The sequence below is a fragment of the Aliishimia ponticola genome (assembly GCF_004803475.1).
GTDB lineage: Bacteria > Pseudomonadota > Alphaproteobacteria > Rhodobacterales > Rhodobacteraceae > Aliishimia > Aliishimia ponticola.
On the sequence record NZ_SRKY01000002.1, the window covers coordinates 932,190 to 947,145 of the forward strand.

Below are 14,956 nucleotides of genomic sequence, written 5' to 3' on the forward strand. Positions count from 1 at the left end.
ATGCGCGTCAGCGGTAAATTCGTGGGGATTGTCATCTTGTTGTCCGGTCTGATCGCGGGGGCGTCCCTATATTATCTTCAGGTCTACGGCTTTTATGCCGCCGTGCCCGCGCCGCAGGGCGGGGTGCAGCTTGTCAGCGTGGTCAGCGACGCGCCCGAGGAAATTCCGGTCAGCGGGTTCGAAGCGATTGATGCCGACAGCTCTCCGATCCGGTATCGCGCGTGCTTTCAGACCGATCTCAGCCTTGCGATGCTGACCGAAACCTATGTGGGCCTTGATGCGCCCGCACCACGCAATGCGCCGTACTGGTTCGATTGCTTCGATGCCGAAAACATCGGGGCGGAACTGGAAGCGGGCACCATGCTGGCCTTTCTGGGCCGCAAGAACATTCACTATGGCGTCGACCAGATCGTTGCGATCTCGGACGATGGCCGGGGATACATCTGGCACGAGCTGAACGCTTGTGGCGAAAAAGCCTATGACGGCACGGTGGTGGGCGAGGAATGCCCGCCTCTGGAAAGGAACTAAATGCCTGATCTGCTGATTGAACTGTTTTCCGAAGAAATCCCGGCGCGGATGCAGAGCCGCGCGGCGCAGGACTTGAAGAAGCTGGTCACCGACGGCCTTGTCGAGGCTGGCCTGACCTATGAATCCGCGGGCGCGTTTTCCACGCCGCGCCGCTTGACGCTGTCGGTCGAGGGGATGCTGGGGCAAAGCCCGACCACGCGCGAAGAACGCAAAGGCCCTCGCGCCGATGCGCCGGAAAAGGCGATCGAAGGCTTCCTGCGCGGTGCCGGTCTGACCCGCGATCAGGTCGAAGAACGCGAAACACCCAAGGGCAATGTGCTTTTTGCCGTGATCGAAAAGCCCGGACGCCCGGCGGCCGATATCGTGGCCGAGGTGCTGGAGCACGCGATCCGCACCTTCCCGTGGCCGAAATCCATGCGCTGGGCGGATAAAACGCTGCGCTGGGTGCGCCCGCTGCATTCGATCCTGTGCATTCTTTCGGATGAGGAGGGCGCGCGCGTCGTCCCGATGGAGGTCGAAGGCATCGCTTCGGGTGACACGACCGAAGGTCACCGTTTCATGGCGCCCGGCGCATTTTCCGTCACCGGTTTCGACGATTATGCCACCAAGCTGAAGCGCGCCTATGTCATCCTTGACCCGCAAGAGCGTGCGGACACGATCTGGCACGACGCGACCAACCTTGCCTTCGCGCAGGGGCTGGAAGTCGTCGAAGACCGTGGCCTGCTGGCAGAGGTCGCCGGGCTGGTCGAATGGCCGGTGGCGTTGATGGGTGAAATCGGGGCCGATTTCCTCGAATTGCCGCCCGAAGTGCTGCAAACTTCGATGAAAGAGCACCAGAAGTTCTTCTCAGTCAAAAACAAGGACGGGCGCATCGTGCGCTTTGTCACCGTGGCCAACCGCGAAACCGCCGATAATGGCGCGACGATCCTTGCGGGCAACCAGAAGGTGCTGTCGGCCCGTCTGGCCGATGCGAAATTCTTCTGGGAGAACGATTTGCGGGTCGCCAAGTCCGATATGTCGGTCTGGACCAAGTCGCTGGAAAACGTGACGTTCCACAACAAGCTGGGAAGTCAGGCCGAACGGATCGACCGGATCGCGGCGCTTGCGCGCGATCTGGCGCCCGTGGTTGGCGCCGATGCCGATCAGGCGGAAGAGGCCGCGCGTCTGGCCAAGGCGGACCTGTCTTCCGAAATGGTCTATGAATTCCCGGAACTTCAGGGGCTTATGGGGCGCTATTATATCGAGGCGTCGGGCAAGGATGCGGCTATCGCGGCTGCGGCGGAAGAACATTATTCGCCGCTGGGCCCGTCCGACGATGTGCCAAACGCGCCGGTTTCTATCGCGGTCGCGCTGGCCGACAAGATCGACACGCTGACCGGCTTCTGGGCCATCGATGAAAAACCCACCGGTTCCAAAGACCCCTACGCGCTGCGCCGTGCGGCGCTGGGCGTGATCCGGTTGGTTCTGGAAAACGGTCTGTCGCTCCAGCTTGATCAATTCAACGATACGCAATTCGTGCGCCACAAGCTCAACCTGAACCACGGGGCGCTGGATGAGGCGCAGTTGAACAAACTGCGTGATCTGCTTGAGGAAATCGCAGATCACGGCGTCTTTGGCGCGGCGTGGCGGACCTTCCGCGAAAAGTTCAAACAGGACGGCGTTGGTGCGTTGGAGCCGGTCATGGGGGCGGTGCCGGATACATCGGACGACCTTCTGTCCTTCATGCACGACCGGCTGAAAGTGTATCTGCGCGATCAGGGCATCCGCCATGATGTGATCGACGCTTGCCTTGCCATGCCCGGCAATGACGATCTGGCGCTTCTGGTGAACCGGGCCAAGGCTTTGTCCGAGACCCTGAAAACCGAGGATGGCGAAAACCTGATCCAAGGCTTCCGGCGCGCCAATAACATTCTGACGCAGGCGGAAGAGAAGGACGGGGTCGAATACTCCTTCGGTGCCGATCCCAAATTCGCCGAGACGGACGAAGAACGCGCGCTGTTCGCCGCGCTCGACACGGCGGAGGCCGCGATTGCCCCGGCGATCGAGGCGCAGGATTTCCCGGTGGCGATGGGGGCCATGGCGGATTTGCGCGGCCCGATCGATGCGTTTTTCGAAGCCGTCATGATCAATGCAGACAACCAGACCGTGCGGCGCAATCGCCTGAACCTGCTGTCGCGCATTCGGCAGGTCTGTCTGGGCGTGGCCGATTTGACGCGGATCGAAGGTTGATCTGCGTTCATGTAACGCTTGCGTGACAGGCATTTCTGCCTATCCTGCGGGCGAATTGGCTTTGCCGCAGTGCAGAAAGAGTGTGGATGAACACCGATCCCAACGTGACCCTTGTGACGCCTGACGCACCGATTGCGGCGGCGACTCATGGGGGGCGCGCGAAATGCCTGCAACGTCTGACACGTCTTAACCTGCCGGTGCCGCCCACTGTGGCGCTGTCCTTTCCGGCAGTTAAGGAAATCGCGCAGGGCGTTTTGCCGGATGTGGATCGGATCGTGTCGGCCTTTCCTTCGGGCGGGCTGCTTTGTGTGCGGCCAAGTTCGGAAGACCCTGACTGGGGCGGGCCGGGCGCGATCCTCAATATCGGGATGAACGACGCCTGTTTCGAGGAATTGCGCAGCGAGCTTGGGGCCGACGCGGCGGCGCGGATCTATGCGCGGTTTGTGCAATCCTACGCTGTCCATGTGGCGCGGCTGGACCCGGATGTGTTCGAACATGTGACCTGCGCTTCGCCGCAAGAGGCGTTGCAGGAATGCCTGACCGCCTATGAGGACGAGGCGGAGGAAGCCTTTCCGCAAGATCCCGCGCGGCAGTTGTCGGATGTGCTCAAATCCATGGCGCGCGCATGGGAGGGGACGACAGCTCGCCTGCTCCGTCAAGCGCGCGGTGCGCCGCCGGATGCGGGGCTTGGGCTGGTGGTGCAGCGCATGGTCTTTGGCATCGGCAAGGGCGAATCCGGCTCCGGCGTGTTGCAACTGGTGGACACCGCCACCGGCGCGCCGCAGGTGACAGGGCGGTATCTGAGCCAAAGCCAAGGGCGCGAGGCGTTGAAGCCTGAATCCGAGGCGCTGTTTCTGACCCATGATCCGCGCGGCCCCTCCTTGCAGGATATTGCGCCCAAAGCCTTTGGCGCCTTGGTGGAATATGCCGAACTGATGCGCCGCAAGCTGCGCGAAGAGATGCAGGTCGAATTCGCGCTGGATGATGGCGAGGTGCATATCCTTGACGGGGTGCGCGTGGCACGCTCGGCACGGGCAAGCGTGCGTATCGCCGTTGATCTGGCCGCGGATGGGATCATTCCGCGCGAAGAGGCGTTGATGCGCATTCCGCCGCGCACGCTGAACGAACTTCTGCACCGGCAGGTCGATCCTGAAGCGCCGCGTGACCTGATCGGCACCGGCATCGCCGCCAGCCCCGGCGCGGCAACGGGCAAGATCGTGTTTTCCTCGACCGAGGCGCAGGCCAGCGCCGCGCGCGGCGAGCCTTGTATCCTCGTCCGGCGCGAGACAAACCCGGAAGACATCCGGGGGATGCATGTCTCTGCGGCGGTGCTGACCGAAAAGGGCGGGATCACCAGCCACGCGGCGGTGATCGGGCGCGGCATGGGGCTTCCTTGCGTTGTCGGGGCCAATGACATGCGCTTTCAGGTCCGGCAAAAGACGCTGACCGCGCCGGATGGACGTGTGTTCACCCAAGGCGACGAGATCACCATCGACGGCTCTACCGGGCAGGTGCTGGCCGGGGCGCCGCCGCTGCTGGAAGCGGCACAGGACGATGCGTTTCAGGCGATCATGGATTGGGCGAAAGAGGCCAGCGATCTGGGCATTCGCGCCAATGCCGACACGCCCGTCGATGCGCAGACCGCGCGCAATTTCGACGCCGAAGGCATCGGCTTGTGCCGGACCGAACATATGTTCTTCGAGGCTGACCGCCTGACGGTCATGCGCGAGATGATCTTTACCGCAGATCCCGAGGATCGGCGCGAGGTGCTGGAGCGTCTGCTTCCCATGCAGCGCGCTGATTTCACAGAGCTTTTCCGCATCATGGAAGGCAAGCCCGTCACGATCCGGCTGTTCGACCCGCCGCTGCATGAATTCCTGCCGTCCGACCGTAGCGGCCAGCGTGAACTGGCCGAGGCGCTGGATTTGCCGCTGTCGGATGTGACGCGGCGGGTGGATGCGTTGCGCGAATATAACCCGATGCTGGGGATGCGCGGCGTGCGGCTTGGGGTGACGGTGCCCGAAATCTACGAGATGCAGGCGCGCGCGATCTTTGAGGCAACATTGGCCGCTAGCGCCGAGGGCGATCCGGTGGTGCCTGAGATCATGATCCCGCTGGTATCGGCCAAGCGCGAAGTGGAACTGGTCAAGACGCGCGTCGACGCCGTGGCCGCCGCTGTGCGCAATGAGCAAGAGCGCGACTTCACCTATCGTCTGGGCGTCATGGTCGAAACCCCGCGCGCGGCTTTGCGCGCCGGTGAAATCGCGCAGCATTGTGCCTTCCTCAGCTTCGGCACCAATGACCTGACGCAGATGACCTATGGTCTGTCCCGCGACGATGCGGGGCGGTTCATGTCGGTCTATGTGCAGCAGGGCGTCTATGCCGAAGACCCGTTCCACACGCTCGATATCGAAGGGGTGGGGGAGCTTTTGAAGCTCGGCGCAGAGCGCGGGCGCGCGGCGCAGCCCGGCCTGACGCTGTCCATTTGTGGCGAACACGGGGGCAATCCCGAATCGATTGCCTTCTGCCGAGAGGCCGGATTCGACTATGTGTCCTGTTCTCCCTTCCGCGTTCCGGTTGCGCGACTGGCCGCTGCGCAACTTGCGATTGCGGACAAGATCAACCAACGGGCGGCCTGACGGCTACAATATGTCGTGGTCTTGGGGATCGTTTCCCCAGCGCAGATACTGGCGGAAAATCACCCGTCCCGCGTGAAATGTGACGCTGGTCTGGACGATTGTGGCAATTCGGGCTACTTGCTGCCCGATTTTGTGGAGACTGCCTTCATCATGCGCTGCCTGATTTCAGCCCTCGTGGCATCAATATGCTTGTGTATCTCATCCTTCGCGTTGGCTTCCGATGCAACCGTCGAGGAGCTTCGCCGCATTGAGTCCCGTGGGCTGGCAAGCCTGAAACCGGCCCTGATCGAAGAATTGCTCAGCGCGCCCGCGCCGCGTCATGCCGGGGTGCAGTTCAGCCGCTCGTGGCTGGATGCGCAGCCTGCCGCGAAGGGCGGGTCGGAATGGCAGTGCCTATCCGAAGCGCTTTATTTCGAGGCGCGAGGCGAGACGATCAAGGGCCAGTTCGCGGTGGCGGAAGTGATCCTGAACCGGGTGAAAAGCGCACGCTTCCCCGGGTCTGTCTGCGGGGTGATCAACCAAGGCACCGGCAAGCGGTATCAGTGCCAGTTCACCTATACCTGCGACGGCAAGAAGGAAGTGATCCACGAACCGAAAGCCTATAAGCGCGTCGGCAAGGTGGCGCGGGCGATGCTGGACGGCAAGGTGGCCCCTCTGACCAGCGGCGCGACCCACTATCACACGACGGCGGTGAACCCGCGTTGGTCCAAGACCTACACACGCACGACCAAGATCGGCGTGCATATCTTCTACCGCCATACCTATCGCACCGCGTCCAACTGACGCCGGCGAAAGGCGGGTTCAGCCCGCAAGGTGTCGCCGCCGGAATTTGCGTTCCTGCCCGCGCAGGATATAGAGCGCCAAAGCGGTGATGGAGGTCCCCCTCATGAGTTCAGAAATCCGGTTGGCCTTTGCCCATCCCAGCGAACGGGCCGAGGCGACGGCGACATCTGCCCCTCTCGACCGGATTTCGGTCCGCGATCATGTGGTCGAGGTCGAGATCGGCGCCTTTCAGGCCGAACGCGGTGTGACGCAGCGGGTCTGTTTCAACATCGTCGTGGAAGTGCGCCCGCTATCGGGGCCGATTGACGACGATGTGGACCGCATCCTCAGCTATGACAAGGTGACGGAGGCAATTGCGGCGGCGCTGGCGGAAGAACGGCTCAACCTGCTGGAGACGTTGGCCGAACGTGTGGCCGAGCGGATTCTGAACGAGCCGCAAGCCATGCGCGTCTTCGTGCGGATCGAAAAGCTGGATCGCGGGCCGGGGGCGCTGGGGGTGGAAATCGTGCGCTCCAGCGGCTCTGGCGCGCAGGTGGCCGATGATGACGCGCCCCATCCCGAGATCGTGTATCTTTCCAATGCGGCGCTTGCCTCACCCCATCTGGAAGCGTGGATCGACCAGCTTCAGGCGCTTGGCAAGCCGCTGATCTTTTGCGTTGGCGCGGCGGATCTTGATTTGCCGCAGGCCGATCACCCGCTGGCGCAGCGCCGTATCGACCTGCTTGCGATTGAACAGAACGCTTGGGTGCTGGCCGCGCGGGATGCGCGCTGCAAAGTGGTCGAGACGCGCACGGAACTCGATTGGGCAATGCGCAATGGGCAGATTTGCGTCTGGGCCCCGTCCAAGATCGTGCTGGATGCGGTCGACAGCCCCGGCACGGCCGCCGATGACGCGGTGGCGCTGGCGGCGTGGTTCGCCGCGACATTTGCCGCAGAAGAGATGTTGCTTCTGGGTGAGGGGCGGCTTGACGCCGTGGCCGGGGATACGGCGTGCCCCGTGCGTCCGCTTTCAGCCCAATCGCGCGCGCTGGACCTGACATGACCAATTATTTCCGGCCCCTGGTGCAGATGGACCGGACCCGCCCGGCAGAGGCGTTGCCCCTGGCCGGTGGGATCGGATGGTTCACACAGGTGGAGCATTTGCGCCGTGGCCGCGCGCCAGACGTCCTGCCAGTCACTGCCTTGCCCGCAGAATGGCGGGAGGCGCTGACTGCGCCGCGCGCCGATATCGCTGGTATGGATATGGCGCGGCCCCAAATCATGGGAATTCTCAATGTCACGCCGGACAGTTTCTCGGACGGGGGGCGCTTTGACGCAGCCGCGCAGGCGGTGGCCGCCGGTGTCGCTTTGGCGCAAGCGGGCGCGGATATCCTTGATGTGGGTGGCGAAAGCACACGGCCCGGCGCCAAGACGGTTCCGGCGGAGGATGAAATTCAGCGCACGGCCCCGGTGATCGCGGGGCTGCGCGCCGCTGGTGTGACGCTGCCGATCTCCATCGATACACGCAAGGCGGCGGTGGCCGGTGCGGCGCTGGATGCGGGGGCGAGCCTGGTCAATGACGTGGCCGGGTTCACATATGATCCGGCACTTGCGCCACTATGTGCTGCGCGCGCCGTTCCGGTCTGCGCCATGCATGCGCTGGGCGATCCGGAGATGATGCAGAACGATCCGCGCTATGATGACGTGCTGCTGGATGTCTATGACTACCTTGCCGATCGGATCGAGGCGTTGGTCGCGCAGGGGATCGCGCGGCACAGTATCATCGCGGACCCCGGCATCGGCTTTGGCAAGACTGCGGCGCATAATCTTGCACTGCTGAACCGGCTTTCGGTGTTCCAAGGGCTGGGTGTGCCGATCCTGTTGGGCGCATCGCGTAAGCGCTTTATCGGCACTATCGGGAATGCGCCCGAACCCGCTGACCGCGCCCCCGGATCAATCGCCGTCGCGCTTGCGGGCATTGCGCAGGGCGTGCAAATAGTGCGGGTACACGATGTCGCCGAAACCCGGCAGGCAGTGGCATTGTGGCAGGCGGTAACCGTAGGAAAGACGGATTGATGGGTGAGCTTTTCGGAACAGACGGCGTTCGCGGGACCGCCAATACCGGCTTCATGACAGCCAGCAACGCGCTGAACCTTGGTGCGGCGGTGGGGCGCTATTTCGCGCGCGATGGCGGTGTGCACCGCGTGGTCATCGGCAAGGACACGCGCCTGTCGGGCTATATGTTCGAAAACGCGCTTACGGCGGGCCTGACATCTACCGGGATGAATGTGCTGTTGCTGGGGCCGGTGCCGACGCCCGCCGTGGGGCTGTTGACCCGGTCAATGCGCGCCGATCTTGGGGTGATGATCTCTGCCTCGCATAACCCGGCGATTGATAACGGGATCAAGTTTTTTGGCCCGGACGGGTTCAAGCTGTCCGACGCGGTCGAAGCCGAGATCGAAGAGCTGGTGACGCAGGGGGTGGACCCGGTCCCCGCCGCAGAGATCGGACGCGCCAAGCGGATCGACGATGGCCGCTTCCGCTATGTGGAGCGGGTCAAAAGCACCTTCCCCCGGCAGATGCGTCTGGACGGGATCAAGGTGGTCGTGGATTGCGCGCATGGGGCGGCCTATAACGTTGCGCCCACGGCGCTTTGGGAACTTGGCGCGGATGTGATTGAAATCGGCGTCAGCCCGAACGGCCACAATATCAACCTCAATTGCGGATCGACATCGCCGCGCACGGCCGCGCAGGCGGTGCTGGCGCATGAGGCGGATGTGGGGATTTGTCTGGATGGCGACGCGGATCGGCTGATCCTGATCGACGAAAAGGGCCAGATTGGTGATGGCGATCAGTTCATGGCGCTGATGGCTACGCGCTGGAAGGCCGAGGATCGTCTGAAAGGCGACGCGCTTGTGGCCACGGTCATGTCCAATCTGGGGCTGGAGCGGTATCTTGAAGGCCATGGCGTCCGGTTGGAACGTACATCGGTCGGGGACCGCTATGTGGTCGAACGGATGCGCGAGGGTGGGTTCAACCTTGGCGGCGAACAATCGGGTCATATCGTGATGACCGATTACGCGACCACCGGGGATGGCCTGATGGCGGGCCTGCAATTTCTGGCAGAGATGGTGCGCAGCGGCAAACAGGCCTCCAAGCTTCTGCGCTCGTTCGAGCCGGTGCCGCAACTGCTGAAGAACGTGCGCTATGCGGCCGGGGCATCCCCGCTTGAGGCGCAATCGGTACAGGATGCGATCAAGGCGGGCGAGGCCGAGATGGGCCAGAAGGGCCGGGTGCTGATCCGCAAGTCCGGCACAGAGCCGCTGATCCGCGTCATGGCCGAATGCGAGGACGAAGCGATGCTGGAACGGGTCGTTGACGGGATCGTGGCCGAGGTCGCAAGCGCATCCTAAGCCCGTTCAGGCCCGCGCCCGAAACATACGGGAAAGCGCGCCATATTGGCTAAGCCCCGACCCGGCAAGGATCAGTGCCAGCGCGATGACAAGGGTGCCGGGCAGCGGCTCGTTCAGCAGCACTGCGCCCAGAACCAGCGACCAGACCGGGACTTGGAAATTTGTCAGCGACATAAAGACCGGTCCGGCGGACCGGATCACCAGAACCCGCAGCAGGCTGGCGGCGGCGGTTGGGATGAGCCCCAGAAAGGCGAGGATCATCAATCCCTTGGCCGTGGGCAGGGGCGGCGCTCCTTCGCGCAGCAGCGCCAAGGGGATGACCATGCAGGCCGCGATGATCAGCAAGATCGTTGCCAGCCCGATTGGATCGATTGATGGCAGACGGCGCATCAGCACGGAGGAGATACCATAGCAGCAGGCGGCGCTGATGCAGGCCAGTCGTCCCGCCCATTCCAGCGCCGCGCCTATCGTGTCGAAGGCCTGACTGCCCAGCAACAGGCAGACCCCCGCGAACCCGATGAGAAAGCCAAGGCTGCGCCGCAGGGTCATCGCTTCTCCGGGGACGAAGAAATGCGCGAGGGGCAGGACAATCAGCCCGACCGAAGCCATCGATACGCCCGCCAAGCCAGAGGTCACGAATTGCTGCCCCCATGCCAGAAGCGTGAAGGGGATCGCGGTGGAAAACGCGCCGATCGACAGCACCGCGACAATGGCACTGGGCGGGGGCGGGCTGGCAAAGAGGCGGCCGCCCACCATGCCTTGCCAGACCGCGCTCATGACCAGCGCGGCAAAGGTGATGCGGCCGGCGGCAAGCCAGAAGGGGGGAAACTCCTCCAGCGCCAGTTCGGTCACAAGGAATGTTCCGCCCCATGTCAGGCCCAGAATCCCGACCATGGCCCAGCTTTTCCACGTGATGTCAGGTGTCATGCAGGGCCTTGCTGTCCGCCGGTGCTTGGCTGCGATCGGTCATGCCATAATCGCGCAGAACGCCCGCCACGCGCAGGCGATAATCTGCAAAATGAATATCGCGCCCGGCGGTCTGGGCGTCCCGATGTTTGGGCACGGCGCGCCATGCTTCCAGCGCCTCTTCGCTTTCCCAGAAAGAGAGCGACAGCAGCTTGCCCGGCTCTGTCAGGCTTTCGAACCGCTCGACAGAGATGAAGCCGGGCGCTTGCGACAGCACCGCGCGCAAGCCAGCGGCGCGTTCCAGATAGGGGTCGCGATGGCCGTCCTTTGGCCATACCTCGAAAATCACTGCGATCATGTTGTGGTCCCTCCCTCGTGCCAGCTTGTGCCCCGCCCGTGCGCCCCGGCGCAAGATGCGTTTTCCCGGCAATGCCAATTCGCGATCCGGCAAGCGGCGCTACAAATTAAAGTAGCATCGCCGCAGGTCCTGGATTATTGCCGGTCCCATGCGATGGCGCCCTTTCACCTTGGCCGATCTGATCCTGCGATCCGCAATGATCGTGGCGCTGATCGGCATTGGCTTTGCGCATAATTTCAAAACCTCGGCGCCGTCGCCCGAACTTGCGGCCTTTGTGGCGCTCGGCGGGTCGCTGGCGGATGTCTGCGGAGATCTGGACGGGCAGGGGCGGTCGGGATCGTCGGAATGTCAGGCCTGCCGGATTGCCGACGCGGCGGCGCTAATCGGCGGGTGCGAAGCCGTCCCGGTGGCCGTTCTGGCCTCCTTCGAAACACTCGGTTTTGTCGCCAAACGCATCCATAACCGCACGGCGCTTGATCCCGCCCGTCTGACGCGCGCTCCGCCGCTGGTCTGAGCTTTTTCAAAACTCAAATCAGATCGCCCGCATCTTCGCGGGCCCAAAAAGGCATGGAGCACTTACCAATGACAACACAAGCAGATGCGCAGCCCGAAGGGCGCGTGAACATATTCTATTTCGCGGCATGGCGCTGGCATTTTTACGCGGGCCTCTTCGTGATTCCGTTTCTGGCCATTCTGGCGATTACCGGCATGTCGATGCTGTGGATCGCATGGATTGACGGGCGCGATGGAGAGCGCACGCCCGTCGTGCCGCAAGACGCCCCGCTGGCCGTATCGGCGCAGGCCGAAGCCGCCGTGGCGGCGGTGCCGGACGGGGTGCTCAAGCAATATGTCGCGCCGCGCAGCAATGACCTCGCCGCGCTGTTCCGTGTGGATGCAGATGGCGATGCGGTCATGGTCGCGGTCGATCCCTATACCGCGCAGGTGATCGAGACCTTCCCGCGCCGCAGCGGGTGGTATGATTTCTTCGACGGAATTCACAGCGACCTTATGCTGGGCGTGACCGGCGACCGGATATTGGAAACCGCCGCGTCATTGAGCCTCGTTCTGGTGGCGACCGGGCTTTACATGTGGTGGCCGCGCGAAAAGGGCTGGCGCGGCGCGCTGGTGCCCAGCCTTGGCCGGGGACGGGCGCTGTGGAAATCCCTGCACGGGGTCGTCGGCATCTGGGTCTCCGCCATTCTGGTGTTTTTCCTGATCTCCGGGTTGAGCTGGGCCGGGATTTGGGGCGGCAAGATGGTGCAGGCCTGGAGCCAGTTCCCGGCGGCGAAATGGGACAATGTCCCGCTGTCCGATGTGACCCATGCCAGCATGAACCACCATCGGCGTGAGGTGCCTTGGGCGATTGAGCAAACGCCAATGCCCGCATCCGGCAGCGCGGCAGGGCAGGCCGGAGTGACGGGGGCTGTGACCATCGATACGATCGACGCCTTGGCGCGGCAGATCGGGTTCCAAGGGCGGTATCAGCTGACCCTGCCACGCGGCGAGACCGGGGTTTGGACGGTAAACCGCGATTCCATGAATACCGATAGCGTCGATCCGACCTCGGACCGGACGGTGCATGTGGATCAGTTCACCGGCAATGTGCTGGCAGAGGTGCGTTACGCCGATTATTCGATTTATGGTAAGGCGATGGCGGTCGGGATCGCGCTGCATATGGGCACCTTGGGGCTGTGGAGCGTGCTGGCCAACACGGCTGTGTGTCTTGCGGTGCTGTTCCTGTGCGCCAGTTCCATCGTGCTGTGGTGGAAGCGGCGCCCGGCCAAGGCAGGCCGTCTTGCTGCGCCGCCGATGCCGAAAGAGCTGCCGCTGTGGCAGGGCGCTGTGCTGGTCGGGCTTGGTGTGTCGATGGCCTTTCCCATGGCCGGTCTGGCGCTGCTGTCTGCGCTGGCGCTGGATCTGTTCATCCTGTCGCGACTTCCCAAGCTGCGCTACAGCCTGACGTAAGGGGCGCGGGCGGCGCAGTATGTGCCACGAAAAAGGGGCGTCCGAAACCGGGCGCCCCAATCTGGTTCAAGACTTGTCGGCCTTAGTTCTTGGACTTGTCGACCATCTTGCCCGCAGAAATCCACGGCATCATGGAACGCAGTTTCTCGCCGGTGGCTTCGATCTGGTGCTCGTCATTGTGGCGACGGGCCGCTTTGATGGTCGGCTGACCAACCGCGTTTTCCAGCATGAAATCACGCACGAACTTGCCTTCCTGGATGTCGGTCAGAACCTCTTTCATCCGGGCTTTGGTTTCGTCGTATTTCAGGATGCGCGGGCCGGTGACGTACTGACCGTATTCCGCCGTGTTGGAGATCGAGTAATCCATGTTGGCGATGCCGCCTTCATAGATCAGGTCGACGATCAGCTTCACTTCGTGCAGGCACTCGAAATAGGCCATCTCGGGGGCATAGCCCGCCTCGACCAGGGTCTCAAAGCCGCAACGGATCAGCTCGACGAGACCGCCGCACAGAACCGCTTGTTCGCCGAACAGGTCGGTTTCACATTCTTCGCGGAAGTTGGTTTCGATGATGCCAGAACGGCCGCCACCGATGGCGGAGCAATAGCTGAGGCCGATTTCCAGCGCTTTGCCGGAGGCGTCAGTGTCCACAGCCACAAGGCAGGGCACGCCGCCGCCTTTGGTGTATTCGCCGCGCACTGTGTGGCCGGGGCCTTTGGGGGCCATCATGATGACGTCGACGCCGTCTTTCGGTTCGATCAGGCCGAAATGAACGTTCAGGCCGTGCGCGAATGCGATGGCTGCGCCGGGCTTGATGTTGTCGTGGACGTATTTCTTGTAGGTTTCCGCCTGAAGCTCGTCGGGCATTGTGAACATGATCAGGTCGCACCATGCGGCGGCTTCCGCGATGCCCATGACCTTGAGGCCTTCGCCTTCGGCTTTGGAAGCGGAGGCAGAGCCTTCACGCAGCGCGACGACGACGTTCTTGGCGCCGCTGTCACGCAGGTTCAGGGCGTGGGCGTGACCTTGGCTGCCATAGCCGAGGATTGCCACTTTCATGTCCTTGATCAGGTTCACGTCGCAGTCGCGGTCGTAGTAAACGCGCATGATATTTCCTTTCCGGTTGGATATTGGAGCGCGTTCTAGCAGGGCGTTGTGCGGGTTGCAGGGTATGTATATGAGTATTTTCAGAACAATGAAGGCAAAGTCATGCGTGCAATTCGGATAATTTGGGAAAATCATGCTTGATGATCTGGACAGGCGCATTCTGCGGCAATGGCAGGCGGAGCCGTCGCTGACCGTGCCCGAGATCGCCGAGCGCGCCGGGCTGTCCGCAGCGCAGGTGTCGCGGCGGATCGCGCGGATACAGGATACCGGTGTGATCGAGGCTGTCGAGACGGTGATTGACTGGGCTGCGCTGGGTTATGAGGTCGAGGTGTCGTTACGGGTCACTTTGGACAAGACGGTCGCGCGCGCCTTTGATGAATTTATCGCAGAAGCGCGCAAGGTGCCGGAGGTTTTGGAAATTCAGACCTTTCTGGGCCGCGTCGATGTGCGGCTGTCGCTCATTGCGCGGGATATGCCGGATTATCAGCGTGTGTATCGGGACCGGATTCTGACCTTGCCGCATATTGCCGATATTGAGGCATTGATGCAGGTCGCGCGGATCAAGACACAGGAAGGTTTGCCGATATGATCCCGTTGGATGAGGTCGACCGGGCGTTGATCGCGGCCTTGGCACGGGACGCGACACAGAGTGCGAGCGCGCTGGGGCGGGAATTTGGGCTGTCTCAGCCCGCGACATGGCGGCGCATTCAGCGATTGCGTGAAGCCGGTGTTCTTGTGCGCAAGCGGCTGCGATTGGCGCCTGACAAGCTGGGTTTCGGCGTCACGGTCTTTCTGGGTGTGAAACTGGCGACCAAGGGGCGGGTCAGTCTGGAGGATTTCGAGCGGGCGGTGACCGGGATCCCGGAAGTGCAGACGGTCGAGCATGTCTTGGGGCTTTATGATTACCGGCTGCGTGTTGTGGCGCGGGATCTGGCCGATTTCGAGCGGGTCTTGCGGCGCCGGATCATGACCTTGCCCGGGGCGGGGGCGGTCGAGGCGAATGTGCTTTTGTCGGAAGAAAGACTGTCCGGCCCCCTGGCGGATTAACGTG

14 protein-coding genes are annotated in these 14,956 nt (G+C 62.9%); 11 read left to right on the plus strand and 3 right to left on the minus strand.

Annotation, left to right across the window (positions count from 1 at the left end):
• The 7 genes from E4Z66_RS10855 to glmM all read left to right on the plus strand — a co-directional run bounded on the left by E4Z66_RS10855 (position 1) and on the right by glmM (position 9,571).
• Positions 1 to 528 carry a DUF6446 family protein gene (locus tag E4Z66_RS10855; protein WP_136462997.1) on the plus strand — a complete coding sequence of 176 codons (528 nt, stop codon included), beginning with the start codon at positions 1 to 3 and terminating at the stop codon, positions 526 to 528.
• Positions 529 to 2,757: a glycine--tRNA ligase subunit beta gene (gene glyS, locus E4Z66_RS10860; RefSeq protein WP_136462998.1), complete on the plus strand. Its 2,229-nt coding sequence runs from the start codon at positions 529 to 531 to the stop codon at positions 2,755 to 2,757. It begins immediately after the preceding gene.
• 86 nt (positions 2,758 to 2,843) lie between these two features.
• A complete protein-coding gene (locus E4Z66_RS10865; RefSeq protein WP_136462999.1) occupies positions 2,844 to 5,396 on the plus strand; it encodes a putative PEP-binding protein in 2,553 nt (850 codons plus the stop codon).
• A gap of 210 nt (positions 5,397 to 5,606) precedes the next feature.
• The gene (locus tag E4Z66_RS10870; protein WP_425456132.1) at positions 5,607 to 6,179 is read left to right on the plus strand and encodes a cell wall hydrolase; all 573 of its coding nucleotides are present in this window, start codon (positions 5,607 to 5,609) and stop codon (positions 6,177 to 6,179) included.
• A gap of 103 nt (positions 6,180 to 6,282) precedes the next feature.
• Entirely contained in the window at positions 6,283 to 7,221 is a 939-nt protein-coding gene (locus E4Z66_RS10875) for a dihydroneopterin aldolase (RefSeq protein ID WP_136463000.1), read from the plus strand.
• Complete coding sequence (folP, locus tag E4Z66_RS10880; RefSeq protein ID WP_136463001.1) at positions 7,218 to 8,234, plus strand: dihydropteroate synthase; 1,017 nt, start codon at positions 7,218 to 7,220, stop codon at positions 8,232 to 8,234. The genes E4Z66_RS10875 and folP overlap by 4 nt, the downstream gene beginning before the upstream one ends.
• Entirely contained in the window at positions 8,234 to 9,571 is a 1,338-nt protein-coding gene (glmM, locus tag E4Z66_RS10885; protein WP_136463002.1) for a phosphoglucosamine mutase, read from the plus strand. Before folP ends, glmM begins: the two co-directional genes overlap by 1 nt.
• Positions 9,572 to 9,577: 6 nt before the next feature.
• On the opposite strand, the gene E4Z66_RS10890 is transcribed toward glmM, so the two are convergent.
• Together E4Z66_RS10890 and E4Z66_RS10895 are read right to left on the minus strand one after the other, a co-directional pair.
• Positions 9,578 to 10,498 (minus strand): DMT family transporter, encoded by a 921-nt coding sequence (locus E4Z66_RS10890; protein ID WP_136463003.1) that lies wholly within the window; start codon positions 10,496 to 10,498, stop codon positions 9,578 to 9,580.
• Positions 10,488 to 10,835, minus strand: a complete 348-nt coding sequence (locus tag E4Z66_RS10895; RefSeq protein ID WP_136463004.1) for an antibiotic biosynthesis monooxygenase family protein — start codon at positions 10,833 to 10,835, stop codon at positions 10,488 to 10,490. Before E4Z66_RS10895 ends, E4Z66_RS10890 begins: the two co-directional genes overlap by 11 nt.
• A gap of 148 nt (positions 10,836 to 10,983) precedes the next feature.
• Here E4Z66_RS10895 and E4Z66_RS10900 point away from each other — a divergent pair, with 148 nt between their 5' ends.
• Together E4Z66_RS10900 and E4Z66_RS10905 are read left to right on the plus strand one after the other, a co-directional pair.
• Complete coding sequence (locus E4Z66_RS10900; RefSeq protein WP_136463005.1) at positions 10,984 to 11,349, plus strand: hypothetical protein; 366 nt, start codon at positions 10,984 to 10,986, stop codon at positions 11,347 to 11,349.
• A 68-nt stretch (positions 11,350 to 11,417) separates the two neighbouring features.
• Positions 11,418 to 12,800 (plus strand): PepSY-associated TM helix domain-containing protein, encoded by a 1,383-nt coding sequence (locus tag E4Z66_RS10905; RefSeq protein ID WP_136463006.1) that lies wholly within the window; start codon positions 11,418 to 11,420, stop codon positions 12,798 to 12,800.
• An 82-nt stretch (positions 12,801 to 12,882) separates the two neighbouring features.
• Here the strand turns inward: E4Z66_RS10905 and ilvC are convergent, their stop codons facing one another.
• Positions 12,883 to 13,905, minus strand: a complete 1,023-nt coding sequence (gene ilvC, locus E4Z66_RS10910; protein ID WP_136463007.1) for a ketol-acid reductoisomerase — start codon at positions 13,903 to 13,905, stop codon at positions 12,883 to 12,885.
• Between the two features lie 133 nt (positions 13,906 to 14,038).
• Here ilvC and E4Z66_RS10915 point away from each other — a divergent pair, with 133 nt between their 5' ends.
• A complete protein-coding gene (locus E4Z66_RS10915) occupies positions 14,039 to 14,494 on the plus strand; it encodes an Lrp/AsnC family transcriptional regulator (protein ID WP_136463008.1) in 456 nt (151 codons plus the stop codon).
• Positions 14,491 to 14,952 carry an Lrp/AsnC family transcriptional regulator gene (locus E4Z66_RS10920; RefSeq protein ID WP_136463009.1) on the plus strand — a complete coding sequence of 154 codons (462 nt, stop codon included), beginning with the start codon at positions 14,491 to 14,493 and terminating at the stop codon, positions 14,950 to 14,952. The genes E4Z66_RS10915 and E4Z66_RS10920 overlap by 4 nt, the downstream gene beginning before the upstream one ends.
• Positions 14,953 to 14,956 lie beyond the last annotated feature (4 nt).